The 20,880-nt window shown below is 68.6% G+C and carries 14 protein-coding genes; 7 read left to right on the forward strand and 7 right to left on the reverse strand.

Annotated features, from left to right (window positions below; all coding sequences use genetic code 11):
- Window positions 1–588, reverse strand: a complete 588-nt coding sequence (locus LZ199_RS05410; protein ID WP_253992572.1) for a YdeI/OmpD-associated family protein — start codon at window positions 586–588, stop codon at window positions 1–3.
- Window positions 575–1,003 (reverse strand): VOC family protein, encoded by a 429-nt coding sequence (locus LZ199_RS05415; protein WP_253992573.1) that lies wholly within the window; start codon window positions 1,001–1,003, stop codon window positions 575–577. The genes LZ199_RS05410 and LZ199_RS05415 overlap by 14 nt, the downstream gene beginning before the upstream one ends.
- Before the next feature lie 76 nt (window positions 1,004–1,079).
- Between LZ199_RS05415 and LZ199_RS05420 the strand changes: the two genes are divergently transcribed.
- Window positions 1,080–1,799: a helix-turn-helix transcriptional regulator gene (locus LZ199_RS05420; RefSeq protein ID WP_253992574.1), complete on the forward strand. Its 720-nt coding sequence runs from the start codon at window positions 1,080–1,082 to the stop codon at window positions 1,797–1,799.
- Between the two features lie 33 nt (window positions 1,800–1,832).
- Here the strand turns inward: LZ199_RS05420 and LZ199_RS05425 are convergent, their stop codons facing one another.
- Entirely contained in the window at window positions 1,833–3,029 is a 1,197-nt protein-coding gene (locus tag LZ199_RS05425; RefSeq protein ID WP_253992575.1) for an acyltransferase family protein, read from the reverse strand.
- 127 nt (window positions 3,030–3,156) lie between these two features.
- Window positions 3,157–4,080 (reverse strand): LysR family transcriptional regulator, encoded by a 924-nt coding sequence (locus LZ199_RS05430; protein WP_253992576.1) that lies wholly within the window; start codon window positions 4,078–4,080, stop codon window positions 3,157–3,159.
- A gap of 144 nt (window positions 4,081–4,224) precedes the next feature.
- On the opposite strand from LZ199_RS05430, the gene LZ199_RS05435 reads away from it, so the two are divergent.
- From LZ199_RS05435 to LZ199_RS05455, 5 genes are all read left to right on the forward strand, one after another.
- Window positions 4,225–5,238, forward strand: coding sequence for an MBL fold metallo-hydrolase (locus LZ199_RS05435; RefSeq protein WP_253992577.1), 1,014 nt, complete (start codon window positions 4,225–4,227; stop codon window positions 5,236–5,238).
- A 197-nt stretch (window positions 5,239–5,435) separates the two neighbouring features.
- Entirely contained in the window at window positions 5,436–5,732 is a 297-nt protein-coding gene (locus LZ199_RS05440) for a hypothetical protein (protein WP_253992578.1), read from the forward strand.
- A 341-nt stretch (window positions 5,733–6,073) separates the two neighbouring features.
- Entirely contained in the window at window positions 6,074–10,540 is a 4,467-nt protein-coding gene (locus LZ199_RS05445) for a hypothetical protein (protein ID WP_253992579.1), read from the forward strand.
- Between the two features lie 114 nt (window positions 10,541–10,654).
- Entirely contained in the window at window positions 10,655–16,168 is a 5,514-nt protein-coding gene (locus LZ199_RS05450) for an RHS repeat-associated core domain-containing protein (protein WP_253992580.1), read from the forward strand.
- Between the two features lie 177 nt (window positions 16,169–16,345).
- A complete protein-coding gene (locus LZ199_RS05455; protein WP_253992581.1) occupies window positions 16,346–17,671 on the forward strand; it encodes an APC family permease in 1,326 nt (441 codons plus the stop codon).
- 203 nt (window positions 17,672–17,874) lie between these two features.
- Here LZ199_RS05455 and LZ199_RS05460 read toward each other — a convergent pair whose 3' ends face one another.
- Entirely contained in the window at window positions 17,875–18,792 is a 918-nt protein-coding gene (locus LZ199_RS05460; protein ID WP_253992582.1) for an SDR family NAD(P)-dependent oxidoreductase, read from the reverse strand.
- A 152-nt stretch (window positions 18,793–18,944) separates the two neighbouring features.
- Here LZ199_RS05460 and LZ199_RS05465 point away from each other — a divergent pair, with 152 nt between their 5' ends.
- On the forward strand, window positions 18,945–19,529 hold the full coding sequence (locus tag LZ199_RS05465; protein WP_253992583.1) for a TetR/AcrR family transcriptional regulator: 585 nt from the start codon (window positions 18,945–18,947) through the stop codon (window positions 19,527–19,529).
- A 32-nt stretch (window positions 19,530–19,561) separates the two neighbouring features.
- Here LZ199_RS05465 and LZ199_RS05470 read toward each other — a convergent pair whose 3' ends face one another.
- Together LZ199_RS05470 and LZ199_RS05475 are read right to left on the reverse strand one after the other, a co-directional pair.
- Entirely contained in the window at window positions 19,562–20,140 is a 579-nt protein-coding gene (locus LZ199_RS05470; protein WP_253992584.1) for a hypothetical protein, read from the reverse strand.
- A 99-nt stretch (window positions 20,141–20,239) separates the two neighbouring features.
- Complete coding sequence (locus LZ199_RS05475) at window positions 20,240–20,782, reverse strand: AAA family ATPase (RefSeq protein WP_253992585.1); 543 nt, start codon at window positions 20,780–20,782, stop codon at window positions 20,240–20,242.
- Window positions 20,783–20,880: the final 98 nt, after the last annotated feature.

Raw genomic sequence — 20,880 nt, forward strand, 5'->3', positions numbered from 1 at the left:
TCAAGGCTTCTCGGACGCGAGCGAGTCGACGATGCGACGCACCTGGTTCGTGCGGCCCGTCTCCGTACGGGTCGTCACGACCTCCAGGATGAGCGCATAGCGCCGCGTCTTGCCGAGCGCCTCGAAGGCACGCGCGGCCCGGGGACTCGCGGACAACGCCGCCGTCAGGTCGACGGGGACGGTGGCGTTTCGCTGCGACGCGTAGGCAGCGGCCCAGCGCCCATCGGCCTGGGCTGCTTCGACTTCGGCGAGCCCCGTGGGGCGCATCCTTCCCGCGGCGAGCAACGCCTCCACCTTCCGCACGTTCACCTGGGACCACCGCCCGCGCGGCCGGCGCGGCACGTACTTCTGGAGATAGAAGCGCTCGTCGAGCGACTTCCGCTGGCCGGATATCCAGCCGAAGCAGAGCCCCACGTCGACCGCCTCGTCATCCGTCAACGAAGTGATTCCCGTCCCCTTCTTGGCGAGCTTCAACCAGACCCCGGCGGGAGCGCCCCCGTTCTGCTCCAGCCACGCCTCGAACTCCGCCACGCCTCGAAACGCCTTCACCGGGGCCTCGGCGACGGCGCCTCGCTCAGCGCGCGCCATGGCTGGCTCCGAGGACGTCGAGGTAGTGACGGTTGAACATGAGGCCCAGCACGTTGCCGAAGGGGTCGATGACCGACGCCGTGACGAAGCCAGGGCCTCGCTCGGTGACGCCTTCCAGGAGCTCGGCGCCCCGTTCGAGCAGCCGCGCGAGCGCTCCGGCGATGTCGTCGACGTGCCAGTAGACGACCACTCCACCCCGGCTCGTGGTGAGCCCGTGGGGCGCGAAGCGTCGGTCGATGATGCCCAGCTCGTGCTGATAGTCGCCGATGCGGAACTCGACGTATCCGGGCCCCCGCCCGGTAGCCTCGCTGCTGAAGTAGGGCTCGACTCCAAGCAGCTCCGAGTACCAGCGGGTCGCCGCTCGCAGGTCGTCCGCCCAGAGGTTGAGGGTGCTCATTCCGCGCATGAAGGTCATGGGTCTCTCGTGTCGGGGCCGCGTTCGTTCGCGACCTGGAGACTGTCTCCCGTAAAGGTGACAGAATGAGTCACCTTTGAAACGCGAACCCGTCAGCGACCGCCTGGACCGTGTCCTCGGCCTCCTCGCCTCCCGACCTTCGTGGACCGCGTCGGAGCTGGCCGAGGAGCTGGACGTCTGCGTGCGGACCATCCGGAGGGACCTGTCCCGGCTCGCGGCACGGGGCGTTCCCATTGAATCGGAAGCGGGGCGAGGCGGCGGCGTGCGCGTGCCACCGCGGACGGGACTGGGACGCGTTCAGCTCGACACCCGGGAGGTCCTCGACCTGATGCTCGCGCTGGCCCTCGCGGAGCAACTGGGCTCGCCCTTGATGCTCTCCACGCTCAAGGGCTTGCGGCAGAAGCTCTCCGCCTCGTTTCCCCCGGAGGAGCGCTCCCGGGTGAGCGGGCTGCGCCGGAGGATTCTTGTCGGCCCCAGCTCGCGGAACGTCACCGCGACGTGGAAGGCGCCCAGGGCCGCGGTGCTCCGCCCCATCCAGGAGGCGTTCTTCGAGCAACGCGCCCTGGAGCTGACCTACCGCGCGAACGACGTGAGCACCGTGCGCGTCGTGGAGCCGCACTATCTCCTGCTCAGCTGGCCCGCCTGGTTCCTGCTCGTCTGGGACCACCTGCGAGGGGCGGTGCGCATGCTCCGCGTCGACCGCATCGAGTCAGCACGCCTCACCGGGTCGACGTTCCGCGTGCGCAGCTCGGAGTCGATGCTCGCAACGCTCGGCGATGTCTTCGCCGCGCTCTGAGCGGTCGGCCCCACCACAGAAGACAGCCCGTCGTCAGACCGTAGGGGCGACGGCCTTTTCGGTGACCTCCGACGTGGTGAAGCGGTCCTTGAGGCGCAGCAGGGGGCTCTCGAAGAACCGCCACGACAGGACGGTGAGCGCCAGCAGTACCGCGTACTCGAAGAGCAGCGAGAGCGCGGTGGCGGCGATGCTGGATGGGATGAGTCGCGAGAACACCGGTCGCATGTAGTGGGCACCGACCGGGAAGACGAGCGCGTGGAAGAGGTACAGGCCGTAGCTGACCTGCCCCACGAAGCGCAGCGGGCGCCACTCCAGCACGCGTTGAAGAACCTGGACGCGTCCGGTGAGCACCCAGCCCAACAGGCAGGCGAAGCCCACCGCGACCCACGTGTACAGGCCCGCCACCAGCAGCGCACGAAAGCCCGGACCGCCCAGACCCTCGAGCGCCTCAGGGGTGTGGATGGAGTGGCCCCGGTTGAAGAAGACAGTGCCGAGCCCGAAGGCCGTGAGCAGCGTGGGCACGACGAGCCGGCGTCCCCATCGCTCCAGGGACTCCGCGGTGTAGCGGCCATCCACCACGCCCAGTGCCAGGAGCCCTCCGAGCGACAGCCCCTCCAGGTGGAACAGGGGAAAGGTGTAGAGCAGATGGGGAGAGGCGCCCATCGACAGTGCGGCATAGCGAGCGATGGGAGAGAGCAGCACGAGCGTCCAGAGCAGGGCACGCAGTTGCCCGGGGCGCAGGAAGAACACCAGCAGGGGCCACACCAGGTAGAACTGTTCTTCGATGGCCAGCGACCACGTCACGTTGAGGGGCGGTGGGCCGAAGTCCGGCAGCCAGAGGTTCTGGAGGTAGAGCGCGTAGAGCGTCCACGGGTATCGCTGGGCATCGAAGGCCATGGCGGGCAACAGCCAGCCCATGACGCCGAAGACGAAGGCCAACAGCAGGAAGTACAGCGGCCAGATGCGCAGCGCGCGCCGCAGGTAGAAGGCTCGGAAGTACCCGCCGCGCTCCCGCGTCTGCAGCAGGATGCGGGTAATCAGGAAGCCGGAGAGGACGAAGAAGAGGTCCACGCCCGCCCAGCCCATCTGGAAGAGGCTTCCGATGGACGCCGTCCGGATTTCGCCCAGCGAGTGATAGGCAATCACCAGCAACACCGCCACGCCGCGCAGGCCATCCAGCGCGGGAAGGTGTGCGGACAACCGCAGGGGCTCCGGAGGAACGGTCCTCATGTCGCGGGGACCATACCTGGGATTCATGGGGCGGCCGCACGCCTGGTCGGTCTGCTCGCTCGACCCGGGGATGCCGCTCGACACCGTCGTCGCCCGGGCCATCGCCGCCCTGGACCTCGGATGCTGGCTACCCTTCACGGCGCCACAGGCTCGGACGGCTCGCGAACAGCTCCATCGTCCACTCGACGAAGACGCGCAGTCCGGCGGCCTGCTGGCGTGCGGGCGGATAGACGAGGAACAGGGGCCGGGATTCGGGCTGCCATCCTTCCAGCACCTGCACCAGCTCACCGGTGGCGACGTATGGCTCCACCACGAAGCGCGGCGCGAACATGACGCCCAGGCCCGCCAGGCCGGCGGCCAGGTACGCGTTGGTCTCATTGAGTGTCAGCAGGCTGCGGCCCTGGACCTCCAGCCGCTCACCCTCGCGGAGGAAGACGAAGGGGAGCTCCTTGCCACTCAGTGAGGAGAAGTAGCTGACCACCGCGTGCGTCGGACCCGCCAGCTCCTGCGGGTGACGTGGCGAACCGTGACGCTCGACATATTTGGGTGACGCGCACAGCCAATAGCAGAGGTCCCCCAGGTGCCGCGCCACCAGGGACTCGTCCTTCACGCCACCGCCACGAATCGCGCAGTCGACGTTGTCCGCGAGCAGGTCCACGACACGGTCACTCACCCCCAGCTCGATGTGCATCTGCGGATAGCGCGCGTAGAACGATGACAACGCAGGCACGATGAGCAGTCGGGAGAGCGTTCCACTCGACTCCACCCGCAGGCGCCCTCGGGGGCCGCGCCGTGACTGGGACAGCGTGGATTCGAGTTCCCGCACCTCCCCGAGCAGACGCAAGGCCTGGTGGTAGTAGGTCATGCCCTCCGGAGTGACGGTCACCCGGCGCGTGGTGCGGTGCAGCAGCTTCACGCGAAGCTGCGCCTCCAGTTGCTGGATGAGGCGCGTCACCGCCGTCTTCGGACGGCCCAGCGCGTCGGCCGCCTTGGTGAAGGTGCCACTCTCCACCACGCGGACGAAGGCCTCCATGGCCAGGAACCTGTCCATCTTCCACCTCCACTCGCGGCATATCGCGTTCATCCCGCGCGCCCCAAGGCTCCGAGACGCGCTCCCGATTGTTTCCGGGGTGAAACAGTGTGTGAGAAGAGCGCCCGTTTATCCGAGACGAGGCCTGGCGCTATCTCCTCTCGCATGACAAGACCCCTGCCTCGCAGTGCCTTCCTCGCTGTCTCACGCGCCCTCACGATGCTGGTGCTGGCCATCGCATCAATGCTTCCGGCCTCCGCCCAATCGGCCGCGCCCCAGGTACGAACGCAAGCGCCTGGCTTCTACCGGATGATGCTTGGCGACTTCGAAATCACCGCGCTGTCCGACGGAACCGTTCCCCAGGTCGTGCGCGACGTGGCGACGCACACGACGCCGGAGCGGGTGAAGGAGCTGCTCTCGAAAGACCACCTCGAGGACCCCGTCGAGTTGTCCATCAACGCGTTCCTCGTCAACACCGGCACGGCGCTGGTGCTCGTGGACACGGGCGTGGGCAGCTTCTTCGGCCCCGGCGTGGGTGGCCAGCTTCAGCAGAGCATTCAAGCAGCCGGCTACCAGCCCGAACAGATTGATGTGGTGCTGCTCACGCACATCCATTCCGACCACTCCGGCGGGTTGATGTCCGGCACGCGCCGGGCCTTCCCCAACGCCATCCTCCAGGTCCACGCGCGTGAAGCGGACTTCTGGCTCGGGCGTGAGAAGCCGAGGGGAAACGTGGACCCGAAGTACTTCGAGGAGGCGCGGGCCATGGTGGAGCCCTACCGCGTCGCCGGGAAGTTGAAGACGTTCGGTGGCGGGGACTCCATCGTCCCGGGCATCCGAGTCATGGCGACCGTGGGACATACGCCGGGGCACAGCAACTACATCATCGAGAGCCGGAGGCAGCGGCTGGTCTTGTTTGGCGACCTCATGCACTTCGGCTCGGTGCAGCTTCGTGAGCCCTCGGTGACGGTCGCCTACGACGTCGACGACCGCGCCGCGGCATCCCAGCGGGCGCGAGTGTTCGCGGACGCCGCGGCGCGCGGAGACCTGCTGGGCTTGGCTCATATGCCCTTCCCCGGACTGGGTCGCCTGGGCACGGAGGGGAGGAGCTACCGGTGGATTCCGGCCAATTACAGCTCGGGGCAGCGGTGGCCTGAGGCGAAGGTCGGCGCTGAGTGACGCAAGGCCAAGGCACGGCGGGTCCGGTCTTCCCAGCGGGGCGAGGTAAAGCAGCGCTGGGATCCGGCGAACCACCTCCACCACGCCCCATCGACTCCCGTGGGGAAATGACCGACCTGGAGTCCTTCCCCCCGCTAATGACATACTGCCCCATCGCCCTCCAGGGCGACCACCCAATGGCAGACAAGGATGAACCCATGCGATTCGGACATCTGGCGCGGAGTCTGGGGCTCGCTGCTTCGTTCCTGGTGATGGCTTGCGGAGGGCCGGAGGCAGCTCCGGAGGAGCAGGCCATCGGCGAGCCGCGTCACGCCGAGGCACCTCCCCTCTGTGACACCTCCTACAGCTACTTCTACTACAGCGACGCGACGCTGACGACGCGTGTCGGGACCCGGCAGTGCCACTGTGGGGCACCGCTGGTCAGGAGCGGAGTCGTCACCGAGTTCGTGAAGGTCATCCGACCCGAGGAGGTGTGCGAATTCGCAGCGCGCTGACGCCGGGGGAGCTGGCCGGGAGCCTCCTCCCGGCCGTTGTTCCGCGGCGGCGACACCCAGGCACCACACACGGCCCCTCCGCGCCGTCCCAGCCCGTGAAGGCCTCCCCACGAGGCCCGGGCCCCCCCAGCCGCATCCTGAACGGAAAAATCCCCGGGAATATCCGGCGCGGGTTTCGTTCCCCTCCCCGACAGCTCTCACGACACCGCCGCGGGCCCGCGCTCCACCCCGAGCGCGGCCCGCGCGGTTCCCATCGCAGTCCCTGACCAAGGGCGCCCTGGAAGCGCCCGGAGCTCCGGGAGCCGCGCACACGCGCGTGCTCCACGGGAGGAGTGTGCTTCATGCGTTCGTTGAGCCCGTGGTGTCTCGGAGTCCTCCTCGCCCTGATGGCCTGCGGAGAGGCTTCCGAGGAGGAAGTGAACGACGTGGAGGCCCTGTCGGAGGCCTCGCAGATGCTGAATGGCGCGTGTGATGACACCCGCCTGGCCTGGGCCTCCGCCGGAGACCCGTCCAACATCTGCGCGGTGCCCTGGCAGTACGGGCTGGACTGCAACAAGTCCGGGACCAACAGCAGCTGTGGCCTGTCCACCGGCTTCGAGACGATGACCTGCTACGACTACCCGACGTGCCGGCTGCCCCAGTTCGGCGTCCAAAGCCGCGCGACGACGAACTTCAGCCAGACGGTCAACTCCTGCACCGCGTACACGGAGGAGGAGTGCAGGCCCAAGCAGCACACGCCCGAAGTCGAGATCTGCACGACCGTCACTCGCTTCAACTGCACCACCCAGTGCGTCGCCGCGGCGAACGCGAAGCGCAACAGCCTGCCGCTCGCGGACCGCAACATGGTCACCATCCAGTCGGTCCAGGGCGCCACCGAGCGGGAGGTCAACTCCGGCTCCTGTACCTTCACGCTGACCCAGTGGCCCACGTACATCGCCAAGGCGGACGCGGCCTGTGGTGCGTCCACGGGCAACCATCCGTGCCCCGACCCGTCGAAGCCCATCTACCCCACCTGCCGGCACAACAACTTCGGCAATGACGTGGCCACCGCCTGCAACGCGAACCCGCTATTCCACACCGCGGGCACCTCGCTGAACACGGTGAAGCTGGCGGCGGCGGCGAAGTGGGCGGCGATGACGCCGAAGAACTACGAGCCCTCGCCGCTCTACGTGCAGCAGCCGATGTGCCGCACGTGCGACCACCTGGCGCTCACCCCCCAGTCCACGGACACCCAGGTCACCGCCAAGTACGACTGTCTGGTGCAGCAGGGCCTGGCCTCGGGGCTCCCCGCCGGAGCCGGCGGCGCGCAGCTTCGCAGCGAGGTCGTCTCCCGCCTGAAGCTGCTCTTCGAACTGCACGGCCACCAGCTCACGGCCGCGCAGGCGCAGTTCATCCGAGGCCTCTATGTGTCAGACCCGAGCGCGAACACCACGTGCAGCGCGGGCTTCATCGCCCCGACGACGACCGGCTGCGGCGTCAGCCTGACCGCCCTCAACGCGGCGATGGACACCTGCACCCGCTTCTCGTCGGCCCATGTCCCGGGCATCTCCGCCCGCTCCCAGGTGGCGTATTGCGTGGGCCTCGCCTCCCAGGCGGCGGCGGTGCCCGCGGGCGCCTGCCAGGGCGACGTGTACCGCGAGAAGTACCACGCCATGTGGGTGAAGCTGTACGAGCGGGCCCTCTCCGACCTGCGCCGGGACGACGTCCCCAACGACACGCTCCAGCGCAAGGTGCCCAACGCGAGCGACGTGCGCACCCACCTGAAGTCCATCAGCGACTGGTACGCGGTGCAGCAGGCGCAGATGTTCCCCGGGGCCCTCAACAGCCCGGTGCTGATGAAGCAGCTCAGCGAGACGTTCGGCATGTTCTGGAAGGTCGCCTACGAGAACGCCCTGCTGAACGTGAATGGCCTGCCGCTGCACGCCCAGCCCCTCAACGCGGGCCTGCTGGTGGACCAGGCGGTGCTGGAGGCGACGCTGACCGGGACGCCCGCGATGAGCGGCCCTCCCCTGCTGATGCTGCTGGGTGACGGCTTCAGCGGCCTGTTCCAGCGCATGGAGGACTTCAGCTACCTGCATGACCTGGGCTGCCGCTTCAAGGGCTGCGGCGGCGGCACGGTGGACACCGAGACGGGGGAGCTGTGGGCGCTGTTCGGCGCCGTGCCGGAGGCCCCCGCGCTCCAGGCGGCGATGGCGGCGGCCAACAAGCTGAACACGGCCGGAGAGGACCACGCGGGCTGGGTCGCGGTGTTCGGCCTGCTCCACGCAAACCACGTCACCTTCACCCAGGCCGTGCTGTCCGCCACGGGGGAGACGACGTACAGCCCCGCCCTGCTCAAGAGCGGCGCCGCGGGCGCGCCTGCGCCGCTGGCCCGCTGGGCACAGATGGTGGAGAAGGCGGATGCCTACTCCAGCAGCTACGCCAAGTCCGGCTTCTTCGTCAGCACCTCGCGCGACACGCTGAAGACGGGCATCGAGGAGTACAAGTCCAACTTCATCAACGACGTGGTGACCACGCGCAAGAGCGCGCTCACCACGGCCCTGAACGAGTTCACCCAGCACCGCACCGCCCTCATCAACGAGGTGCTCGGCGAGGTGGCCAACGCCGCCAACCAGAAGACGGTGCGCACCACGCTGGCGCGCAAGCTCAACGAGTTCTACTCCCTCAACGCCGACCTGGTCGGCCTCCAGGACAACCTGGAGCTGCAGCGCACGCAGTTCAACGACTTCGCGGCGGCGTTCAACACCGCGCTGGACATTGAGTCGCCGAACCTGGGCACGGACATCCAGCGCGGTCCGGTGCAGGTGCTCAGCATCGGCGCGGATGAGGCACGCCACTCGCCGGGTGGGACGTTCAACATCCTCACGCTCGCGGTGCGCCAGCCGGGCCCGGGCGGCGTCGGCGGGCCCCAGGCCTTCGGCATCCCCGCGTTGCGCGGAGAGCTGCTCAACTTCGAGGTGTCCGGAGACTACACGCCCAGCTGCGCCATCTCCGGAGCGCTGCTGCCCCACCCCGCCAGCAACGCGCCCACCGCCGTCAACCTGGGCAACGGCAAGGCCCTCACGGGCCCTGGGGGCTACACCGTCATCTTCTCCGGCAGTGGCTATCAGGCGGAGAGCTCCAACCTGTCCATGTTCGCGAAGAGCTCGGTGGAGACCCGCCTGTGCGCGGGCGTCAAGACGGAGGTCGGCGCGGAGTTCTTCGGCAACGGGACGACGGCATACGTGTCGGCCGAGGCCTGCGTGAACAGCTCCACGGGCATCGAGGGCACGTACAACGAGAACTCCGGCAGCGAGGAGCGCAGCACCGCGAGCTTCTCCATGGGCCTGCGCCTGCCGAACACGCCCTTCCCGAGCGCGCCGGTGGGCAGCCTGCTGCTGGTGGCGATGACGCCGGGGGGCACCAGCCGCAACCACATCCGCGACGTGCAGGTGCTCCAGTCGCCCCACACGGGTGTCATCGTGGAGGAGGACAGCGACTACTTCCTGGTGGTGAACGACGTGGGCTCCTGTATGGACGACGTGTCCCACCGGCTCACGGTGAAGAGCGTGCGACTGATGCCCACCGGCGAAGCCGCCCGGGCGCTGGGCAAGGCCATGGCCACGGTGATGACCGAGCTGCGCGGGGCGACCCCTGCCTACGTGGAGCAGGGACGCGTGACGAACAGCGAGATGGAGGCCCTGCGCGCCAGCGCCGAGTCCCGACTGCTCCAGCAGTACAGCGCGGAGTGCCCGGGCTGCCAGCTGAGCGGCATGCCGGACATCTTCAGCTCGCTCTTCGTGACGTTCGTCACCCAGGAGCTCGCCCGGCTGGAGCGACTGGTGCAACTGCGCACCGTGGAGCGCGCGATTGAGCTCCAGTTGCTCGACATCCAGTCCCTGGCGGATGACCTGACGAATGGCGCCAACCAGGCGCGGCTGCTGCGCCTCCTGCCCCTGTGGCGCCTGCGCAACCTGGATGGCGAGGAGCTGCGCGACAAGTCGCGCGCGTTGACGGGGCTCGTCACCGAGTACCTCTACCCGACGCTGGACCTGCGCCATCCCAACTCGCTGGTGAGCTTGAAGACGAACGCGGACATCAACGCGCTGTTGCAGGCGAACTGGTCTGACGACTTCACGGTGCTCGCAGACAAGGCGCTCGCGGCCGTCACCGCCGTCGAGACGGCCCTGGCCCAGGCGCGCATCACCGACAAGCTGCCCAAGGACGTGGCCATTGCCTTCGCCTTCCCCAACCCCGCGTTCAGCATGCCCACGCAGTGGCACGCGGCGAATGCGGAGCGCTCGGAGACGCTGTGGAACACGCTCTTGCAGGGCTCGGGCGAGGTGAGCATCACCCTCACGCCGGAGGACCTGTACAGCGTGGGAGGCCAGGGTGGCGCGCTGCTCTGCCAGCACCACATGCCCATCATCAAGAACCTGGGCATCCAGGTCGTCCGTCCCTTCAGCAGCACCAACGCGGCGGACTCGCAGGCGGGCCTGACGGTGCCGGTGCGGTGGGGTGACGTGCTGTCCCATCCCTCCACGGCGGGCCTCAAGAACTACGTGATGCTCAACCAGGACTTCCTCGTCGGCGCGCCGCACCTGCTGTTCGGCAATGACATCGAGGTGCTGACGCTCTTCGCACAGGACCTCCAGCAGCCGTTCGCTGCCATCGCCGGCAATGGCCTGTCACCGTTCGGCACCTTCAACATCCGGCTGGGCAACGTGCCTCCCGCGCTGTTCGACGAGGCCTCGGCGCTGGTCATCACCATGAAGGTGGACGTGCTGGAGCTGGCGACTCCGGTCTCCGGCGTCACCGTCTGCCAGTAGTCCCTCTTTGGTTTCCTTGAGGGTGGCGGAGCGACGTGGGGAACACCCCGCACTCCGCCGCCCTGTCGTCTCGCCGTACCACTGTCGTCAGCACTTCACCCATCAGGTAGGACCATGAAACCGTTTACCCTCTTCCGACGGATGCTGGGCGGCACCGCCCTGCTCGTCTCTCCCCTCGCGCTCGCGCAGCCCGCTGGCTTCACGGACGCCAAGATTCAACCTCCCCAGCTCGCCGCGCCGCAGCGAGGCTCGCTCATCGGCACCTACGCGCAGACGGCCTTCGGCGCGGCGGACGTGGCGCGCGGTGGCTTCGCGCTGGCCTCCCCCTTCACCGTTCCCAAAGACAGGGGCGAGGTGCTCGGCTCGCCCTTCCCCACCTACTCCTCCGACGCGGGCCAGTCAGAGTGGGGCCACGGCTGGCAGACCAAGCTGGAGATCCGCCGCTGGCGCGTCCGGGGGGATTTGGACTACGCGACGGACGACCTCTCCAGCCCCTGGGGCCGGCTGGTGCGCGGCGCCGACGGCGCCTGGTATCCGGCGGACCTGAATCCCGCCGTGCGCGTGGAGCAGTCCGCCACGGCCCTCACCGCGTACCACCCCGACGGCAGCGTGTGGACCTTCGGCGACGGCGCGCAGGTGAGCACGGCCAAGGGCATCTACTCCTGGTCCCTGCGCGAGGTGGTGAGCGCCACGGGCCGCAAGACGCGCTTCACCTACGAGGCCAATGCGACGGGCCGCCTCTTCCTGACGACGGTGCAGTACGGCGGCACCGGCAATGACTTCCAGTACCAGGTGGACCTGGGCTACGCGACGCTGGCGAAGCCGGTGGATGACTTCCGCTCCAGCAAGAAGCTGCGGTTGGACCGGCGCGTGTCGTCCGTGTCGGTGAAGGCGAAGAACGCGAACACGGGCCTCTTCGAGGCGCGGTGGCAGTACCTGCTCACGTACACCGAGCCGGTGGAGGGCGTGGCCTTCTACCTGGCCCAGGTGGACCAGTCCTACGGCACGGTGCCCAACGTGACGGTGGCGCCCACGGCCCGGTACACGTACCACGCGTCGGCGGAGGCGCTCGCCGCCGCCAGCTTCACCCGGGTGACGAAGCTGGACGCGACGCTCGCCACCGCGGGCCAGGACGCCATCCAGCCGTGGCGCGCCACGCTGCTGGATGAGGACGAGGACGGACGGCTCGACTTCGAACACGCCCAGGCGCAGATGCTCTACGTCCAGGAGGACTCGGGCTTCCGCGCCGAGGCCCTGCCTCCGGCCAACGCCGGCACGCAGTCGGTGTGCCGTCCCACCGCCAACGTGAGCAACGAGCCCCGGCTGCTGGCGCGCCTGCGCCCCAACCAGCTCAAGCCCGAGGTCGTGGCCATCACCAACCCCGGAGGCTCCAACACGGACGTCCGCGTGTGCGACCGCGCGGGCACGCTGCTGTCCCAGCAGTCCCTGACGGGAGCGTGGCAGCTGGGCCCGCACACCCGCTTCGTGGACCTGGACAGCGACCAGCAGCCGGACTTCATCCGCGTCGTCCCGGGCGGCTTCCAGGTGCGTCCCAACACCAGCGGCGTGGCGCCCGGCACCAGCTTCGGCGCCGCCGTCACCGGGACGCTGACGCCCAGCGTGTCCGCCACGGCGACATGGGTGCATGACATGAACGGCGACAGCATCCCGGACATCGTCGCGCGCCTCTCCAACGGCCTGCACGTGTGGCCGGGCACCGGCAAGTTCGGGTTCGACTCCGCCTCCAGCAAGCTGTTCCCCGTGCTGACGAAGACGGGCGTCAGCCTGGCGCAGCTCGCCACCTACTCCGCCATGTTCGTGGACGTGAATCGCGACGGCCTGTCGGACGTGCTGTTGTCGAAGCCGGGCCTCGCCCTGCTCTTCGTCAACAACGGCAGCGAGTTCCGCGAAGTCACCGTCCCCGCGCTCACCTTCTTCAACGGGACGACGAGCGCGCTGACCCAGGGCGACTTCGCGGGCAGCGGCAACACCAGCCTCACCGTGACGAAGGGCTCGGACGCCTACAGCACGTCCCTGGACGGGCCCGAGACGGGGCTGCTCAAGTCCGCGGACGACGGCAAGGGCACCGTGCTGGGCTTCACCTACACCCGCCTGCCCGCCGCGCCCGGGGCCCGCTTCCGGCAGCCGGTGCTCGCGTCGCTGACATCGGCGTCCTCGGGCTACGACACCATCACCTACGGCTACCAGTACTTCGGGGCCAACTACCACTCGCAGGGCGGCTTCCTCGTCGGCTTCGACAGCGTCGTGCGCACCGCGCCGCAAGAGAGCCACGCGGTCAACTTCCTCAACGGCGACGACTTCGCCGGCCTGCTGCTCTCCGACACGCGCACGGACGCGCTCACGCCCCAGGTCCGCGAGGTGTCCTTCCGCGAGTACGAGGACGCCACGCACCAGGGCCTCACGTTCAAGCGCCTGAAGGAGGAGGGCCAGGGCTTCCGCGACGCGAGCCTGCCGGCGCTGACGCTCACCGAGTCGACGAAGACGCTGGCCTTCGACGGCGTGTGCCCCCAGCAACAGGTGCGCGTCATCCCCTGGGGCACGCTCACCACCACGCTGGGACGCGCCAGCCTGCCGGCGCTCGTCAAGCACCTGCACTGCCTGCCCTCCAACGTGACGTACGCGGGCACGCACCCGCAGCCCGCGCTGGACTTCTCCTACCAGGGCGTCATCACCCGCAACTCCGTGGGACTGGTGCAGAGCGTGGTGGCGCAGGGACCGCAAGGCGCCATGCCGCTGCAGACGGTGAGCTACGCGTCCGACTACACCGTGAAGACGGTGAGCGAGCCCGGCCGGGGCACCACGACGTTCGACTACGCCCCGGGCCGCCTGCTGCTCTCCAAGGTCATTCAGCCTGACGGCGTGGCGCTGGAAGTCACCGAGCGTCACCCGCTGCACGACGGCCTCTTGACGTTGACCACGCGGCGCGGCGGAAGCACGCATGTGGAGCGCTTCCGCTATGACGGGATGGAGCGGCTGGCGAAGCGGTGGGACTCGCTCGGTGTCGCGAGCGAGGTGAACCCCAACGAGACGCTCAGCTACCGGTTCGCCACGGCCACCAGGCCCGCGGGCATCGCCGCGACGGCGCTGGTGGACGCGAGCAGCAACGCCCGGCGCTACACGGAGGAGTACTCCACCGCGGCTGGCGAGGACGTGGCAAGGACGCGCCTGGTCCCCGAGGGCTGGGTGGTGGATGGACTGACGCTGCACAGCCGCCAGCAGCGCGAGAAGACGCGCTACGTGCGCCCGAACCTGCCGGCCAACGCGGACATGGCGGCCCTGGACTACGCGACGCTGCTGGGTGGAATCGAGCAGACGTCGAGCGTGCGCACCGCCGTCTTCGGCTACGACGTGGAGAAGGTGCTGCGCCACCACGTCGACGTCCAGCAGACCCTGGCGACGTCCTGGGCCCTGCAGGGCGGACGGCTTGTCGTGGAGACGCAGGAGAACGGCATGCAGACGCGTCGCCAGTTCCTGGACGCGGCGAAGCGGATGACGCGGTACGAGGACGAGCTGGGCTTCGCGTACTCGTACACCTACGACTCGCTGGGGCGCCTGCGGGGCGTGACGATGCCGGACAGCCAGGGCCACCGCCTGGCCTATGACGCCTATGGCCGCGTCGGCCGCGTGGAGCGCGACGGCGTGGCGAACGTGGACTTCCAGTACACCCCCGGGACGTGGCTGGTGTCCGCCAAGCAGTTCCGCACGCCGGGCAACACGCTGGTCCGCGGCGAGAGCTACCAGTACGACGGCATCGGCCGCCGCACCGGCATCACCCACACGAGCGCCGCGGGCGGAGCGAAGTCGTACCAGCTCTACTACGATGGCGCCTCGCCGGCCGCGCCCGCCAACACGAGCGCGCCGGGCCTGCTCACCGCCACGTCGGGAGATGGGTACACGAAGCGGATGGAGTACCGCACGGACGGCACGCTGTCGAAGTCGACGCTCCAACTGAGCGGCTGGCGCACGGTGGAGAGCGAGCTGACGTACGCGGAGAGCGGAGAGGTGAGCCAGGAAGTCACGCGCGTGAAGGACGCGGGGGGCGCGGTCCTGTCCACGACGACGCTCGGCTACGCCTGGGATGCCTGGGGGCGGATGAGCGCGCTGACGCGCAACGGCCAGCCCTGGGCGAGCGTGCAGTACAACGGCCTGGGCAAGACGGCGAAGGTGGACTTCGGCGGTGGGACGTCCGTGGAGATGGGCTACGACGCCCTCACCCGGCAGCGCACCACGCTGCTGCACACGACGCCCGCGTGGAGCTCCGGCGTCGCCTGGAAGCTGAATGCGCGGGGCCTCACCGACAGCGAGGTGATGGCCTTCGGCGGCACGACGCTCGTGCGCCAGTATGGCTATTCACCCCAGGGCTTCCTGGCCTCCGCCCAGGACGCGCAGCATGCGTATGACTACGGCTTCGACGCGATGGGGCTGTCCACGCACATCTCCGACGCGTCAGGCACGCGCAACCTCGTCACGGGCGCCAACACGCTGGTGGCCGGGGGCGTGACGTACACCCTGGACGGGCTGGGCCGCACGGTGGGCCGGGATGACCTGAGCCTCACCTACGGGCCGGACGGCCAGGTGGCCACCGCGACCAAGGGCACGCAGTCCTGGAGCTTCGTGTACGACGAGGATGGCGAGCGCCTGCTGAAGCGCGATGCCTCGGGGACGCCGCTGGCGGCCTACCTGGAGGGCGGCGCGTACCTGGACGCCACGGGCATCACCCAGCCGGTGCGCGTGGACTCGCAGCTGGTGGGGGCGCTCCAGAACGGCACCTTCCGGCTCTTGTCCACCGACCGCCGGGGCACGGTGATGGCGGACGCGGATGGTACGCCGAGGCTCGCGTCTCCCTTCGGAGACCGGGCGACGCACCCCACGGGCGCGGCGGCGCTGGACTACGTGGAGAAGGCCTATGACGCGGACCTGGGCTTCGTGCGCATGGGCGTTCGCGACTACGACACCCGCATCAACCGCTTCACGACGCCGGACCCGCTGTTCCTCGAGGACCTGGAGAAGTGCCGCGCCAGCCCCGTGGAGTGCAACCTCTACAGCTACGTCAGCAACCGGCCGCTGGACCTGGTGGACCCGACGGGCACCGAGGAGAAGCCGTTGACCCACGGTGACGCCGTCGGCAATGGGGTGAGTGTCGGCGCGCCCATCGCCGTCGCGGCGGGCGTGCGCGTCGGTGGACCCAAGATTGTCTCGGGCGTGAAGGCCGGGTACGACATGGGCAAGCGGTTCCTGAACAACCCGGTGGTCGCCACCGTCCGCAAGGGCAACTCCGCCCTCAAGGTCGTGAAGTTCATCGGCGGGTGCATCAACGGCACCAACCCCCTCTTCAGCGAGCCGGTGGCCCAGTCGCGGGCCCGCTTCATCCGGGAGGCCATCCAGGAGATGGAGCAGCAGCAGTCCAACCTGCACCGGGAGCTGGAGAGCTACCTCGACGAGGCGAACCAGACGCTGAAGGACGAGGCGCGCATGGACTACGTCCACCAGCGCATCAATGAGCTGGCGGCCGAGGACCAGGCGCTCCAGAAGAAGATCGACAAGGCGTCGGAGAACCTGGAGAGCGCGGAGCAGGAGCTGAAGGAGTTCTACGAGGACCACAAGTAAGCAACACCTGTCGTGAGTCCAGCGCGGAGGAGGGCCGGGTCTTTCACCGGCCCTCCTTCGGAGCTGGGTTGGCGCCATCCTTGATGGTTGCCGTCTATGCTCGGGGCCATGAGCCCTTCCGCCGAGCATGAAGCTGGAGCGCCGTCAGGACCGTCAGGCGGAGGCTATTCGCGGCGGGTGGGCCTGTTCTCGGGGGTGATGCTCGTCATTGGCGGCATCATCGGCTCGGGCATCTTCCTCAACCCCGCCATCGTCGCCCAGCGCGTGCACACCCCCGCCCTCACGCTGGGGGCCTGGCTGCTCGGCGGGGTCGTGGCGCTCATCGGCGCCTTCATCTACGGCGAGCTGGGCCAGCGAATCCCCAAGGCAGGCGGCAGCTACGTCTACCTGCGCGATGCCTTTGGCGAGCTGCCCGCCTTCCTCAATGCCTGGGGAATGCTCCTGATGATCGCCACCGGCGCCATCGCCGCGGTGGCGGTGACCTTCGCCAACTACACGCTGGCGCTGACGGGACTCGCGGACGGCTACCGGTACCCGCTCGCCGTCGGCGCCATCCTCCTGCTGTCCGGGGTCAACTACTTCGGCGTGCGGCCTGGGGCGCTCACGCAGAACGTCTTCACGGTGCTCAAGCTGGTCGCGCTCGCGGTGCTCATCGGCGCGGGCCTGCTGCTCGCGGGGGCCTCTCCCTCGGTGGGGACCACGACGCCCCCAGCGCCTCCTGACTCCATCGCGCTGGCGCTCGGCGCCGCGCTCGTCCCCGTCCTCTTCAGCTACGGCGGCTGGCAGCAGACCAACTTCGTGGCCGAGGAGCTGGTGAATCCGGAGCGCAACCTGCCCCGCGCGCTGCTCTGGGGCGTCATCGGCGTGGTGACGGTGTACCTGCTCGCCAACCTCACCTACCTGCGCACGCTCGGAGCGGAGGGATTGGCGGCGAGCACCGCGCCGGCGGCGGACGCGCTCGGTTCGCTGTTGGGGCCCACGGGCCGCACGTTCATCACCGCGGGCGTGGCGCTCTCCACCTTCGGATTCCTCAACCTCGTCATCCTCGTGTCGCCCCGCGTCTATCAGGCGATGGCGGCGGATGGGTTGTTCTTCCCATGGATGGCGCGGCTGCATCCGCGCTACCGCACGCCCTCGGCGGCCATCGTCTTCCAGGCGGTCTGGGCCATCCTCCTCACGAGCACGGGGACCTACGGCGAGTTGCTCGACTACGTCGTCTTCGCCGACTGGCTCGTCTTCGGCGCCACGGCCGCCACGCTCTTCGTCTACCGGGCCCGGGAGCACCAGGGCCAGGTGCCTCGCGTGTCGTATCGCGTGCCGGGTTACCCCGTCACACCGCTGCTCTTCATCGCGGCGGCGGTCTACGTCGTGGTGGGCTCCACCGCGTCCAATCCCCTCAACGCGCTCAAGGGCTCGCTGCTGCTCGGCGCGGGCGTGCCCGTGTTCCTCTACTGGCGCAGGCGCAGGGAGGCGCGCGCCGCTGTCGTCGTCGCGCCGGATTGAGCCTCAGGGAACAACACGCTCAGGCCCCGCGTCGTCTACAGCCCGCTCCTTGAATCAAGCGAAGGATTGGGCAGATGAGTCTGGGTCTTTCATGGAACTCCGCCGCGTGGCACGGAATGCTCCTCGGGGGACTCCTCGCGCGCTCCCCGGAGGCGATGGGCATGGAGTAGGTGGACGGCAGGCGTGCTCGAGAGTCGGAGTCCTCAGGCCCGAGGACTCCGGGCCGGGAACTCCCGAGCGTGGATGGCTCGCACCTGGTCCAGGACGGCGCGCCCCTGCGTCTGGAAACCCAGCTCGGTCGCCTTTCCCTGGACGAGGTAGGCACCCGGTGGCTCCCGTCTGGCATTGCCGAGGGCCGCGTCGTACAGCAGCGACGCGCCCTTCGTGGGTGGCGGGAAGAAGAGCGTCACGATGGGCCGCAGCCAGAATGGGAGGCCCGACGGTCTGCCGGCCCGCTGCGTGTTGTTGCCTCCCGGGTCCACGCTGAGGAGCCGGATTCCCTCGGCGGCGAGCTGGGGCGCCAGCTCGCGCGTCCACAGCGAGAGCGCCAGCTTGGTCGTCGAATACGGGCCCAGGAGCATCCTGAAGTTCGAGGGACGCTCCAACGCGCCCGGGTCGAAGGTCTTCGTCCGCAGGAACACGGCCGAGGAGGTGTTGATGACCGTCTTCAGCGCCCCCCGGTGAAGCAGCTCTCGCAGCTCCATCAGCAGGACGTAGGGCGCCACCGTCTGCAGTTCATAGTGGACCTCGCGTCCCTGCTTGGAGAACGCGAGCGTCGGGAAGCTGCCGCCCGCGTTGTTGAACAACACGTCGATGCGCGCCTCCCGCCCCTTGAGTTCACCGAGCACGGCGCGAAGCGCGTCGAAGTCCGTCAGGTCGGCCGTGTAGACGCGCAGTCGTCCCGTGCCGACAGCGTCCTTCAGGAGGGCATCCTCCTCGGGGAAGGCGGAGCGGTTCACCGCGATGACCTGCCAGCCCGTGGACAGGAGGTTGCGCGTGAGCGCCAACCCGATGCCCGCATTGGCCCCCGTGACGAGCGCGACCTGCTCGCCCGCCTCCGAGGCCCTGGGGACGCCTTCTTCCCGACGACGCGCTTCCGAAACTTCGGTGTGCCCAGTCACGTGACGGCTCCCAGGTAGGAGGATGGCCCCGGTTGGCCCCATGGAGCGAAAACGGATGGGCCATCCACTTCTGCCCCTTGAATAGGGAGCGCCCGGTGGATTTTCAATTCATTCGGATAAAGAATCCGTTTTCTGGCCGTTAGGATGGCCACATGAAGAAGCAGGAGAAGCCGCCGCTGCGCGTGGATGCCGCTCGCAACCGGGAGCACGTGCTGGCCATTGCCCGGGAGCTGATGGCCCAGGGGGATGCATCCCTGCAGTTGAACCAGGTGGCTCGAGCCGCGGGAGTCGGGGTGGGGACGGTGTATCGCCACTTCCCTACCCGACAGGCGCTCCTGGAAGCCCTGGTGAACGAGCACCTGGAGTCCCTCGTCACGCAGGCTCGGGTGGCCGAGTCAGCGAGCGAGCCGCGCCAGGGACTGCATCAGTTCCTCCGGGCCGTCCTGAAGCTGCAGCTGGCCGACGTGGGGTTGGCGGAGGTCCTCAGCACGCAGGAGGACGCGCTGCCGCAGACCTCGAAGCTGAAGGCCGAGCTCGGCGTAGCCACCCAGCGTCTGCTGGCCCGGGCCCACCGGGCGGGAGCCATCCGGACGGACGTTGGCGTCGACGACGTCCGGCGGCTCATCTGCGGCGTCGTGCACGCCGTGCGCATCGGAGGAGAGCCCAGGGCCGCGAGCGAGCGTTACCTGGGCATCCTGATGGGCGGAATGTCAGCGTCCACCCGGCGAGAGGACTGAGCCGGGCATCGGCTGGAAGTCCGCCTGCGACTTCAAGGGCAGACGCCCGCGCCGCCATCCACGAGGAGGTCCTTGGGTGGATTCAATACAATCTCCACGACGCCACCGTCCGGGGTGAAGTCGAAGTCCTGGGAGACGTTGACCTCGGGTCCCTTGAAGCCGGCTTGCGCGTCCGCCAGGGTGAAATAGGGGATGGTCACCCGCGCCGGACCAAAGGCCAGACGCCGGACATCACACCGGCCCTCACTGATATAGCGATTCCCTGACCATGGGAACTCCACGGTTGCTCCAGGCATGATGGGGAACGTGTCGTGGTAGTTGTTCCCCGGGCACGTATAGGGGCACCCACAGGTCCCGAAGGCAGTGCCCTCGAGTTCGCCTTGCTGGACACGGATGGACGCATTGACCTGTCCCTTCACCGTGGTGAGGAGCTTGGCGGCGCAATTCCCCACGTTCGTGATGCGAAACACCACGGGCGCTCCGTCAACGGGCCCCGCATCCACTTCTTCCATGCCCGCATCCGGTACGACGACCTCTGTGTCATCACAAGCAGGACTGCCCACCAGCAAGGCAGCCAGCACGACACACCGCAACCACATCCCCTTGAACACGTCAGCTCTCTCTTCCGGCCCCTGTGCGCACCACTCTAACAAAAGGGGGGCGGGCCTGCGGAGGCCGGGGTACGGCCCGCTGTTGCCCGCACGACGCGCTCAATCCCGACCTGACGAAGAAAGATGCGCGAGCACCTGCTTCACACGCGCGCTCAGTGGCCCTTCGACTTCGAGCACGTCCACTCCGAAGGCGTAGGCTTCGTCGAGGAGGAGCTCCTTCAGCTTCTCGTCGACCGCCCCGCGCAGCTCTTCGTCTTCCGAGGCGGAGCGCGCAATCCGGTCGGGCCGCTCAATCCCAACGAGGACGATGAGGTCGAGCTTCTGGACCGCTTCGCGCACGCGTGGGAGCCACGCGTCGACGTCGAACGCATCGCTGTCCTCATGGGCCAGCAGGTAGCCGATGAAGTCGACCGGACATCGGTCGAACAACACGTCGCGGGGCGCGTCATCCAGGTTGGCGATGGACCGCGAGAGCTGCGCCTCGAAGTCCTCGACTGAAGGGGGCTGCGCGAACTCGTGCCCCTCGTCTTCCAGTAGGAGGTAGGGCTCATCCACCGCCACATAGGTGGGGAGATGCTCGGACAGCTCATCGATGAGGGTGGACTTCCCCGCGCGATGCGTCCCGGTCACCGCGATTCGCATGCCTGCCGCTCTAGCAGGTGAACGGAGTCGTGCGCAGAAAATGGAGGTCCGGGGTTCCCTGCGCAGGAGACTCCATGGCCGGCACTGGCGTCTCGCAT

The organism is Myxococcus qinghaiensis (assembly GCF_024198215.1).
GTDB classification, from domain to species: Bacteria; Myxococcota; Myxococcia; order Myxococcales; family Myxococcaceae; genus Myxococcus; species Myxococcus qinghaiensis.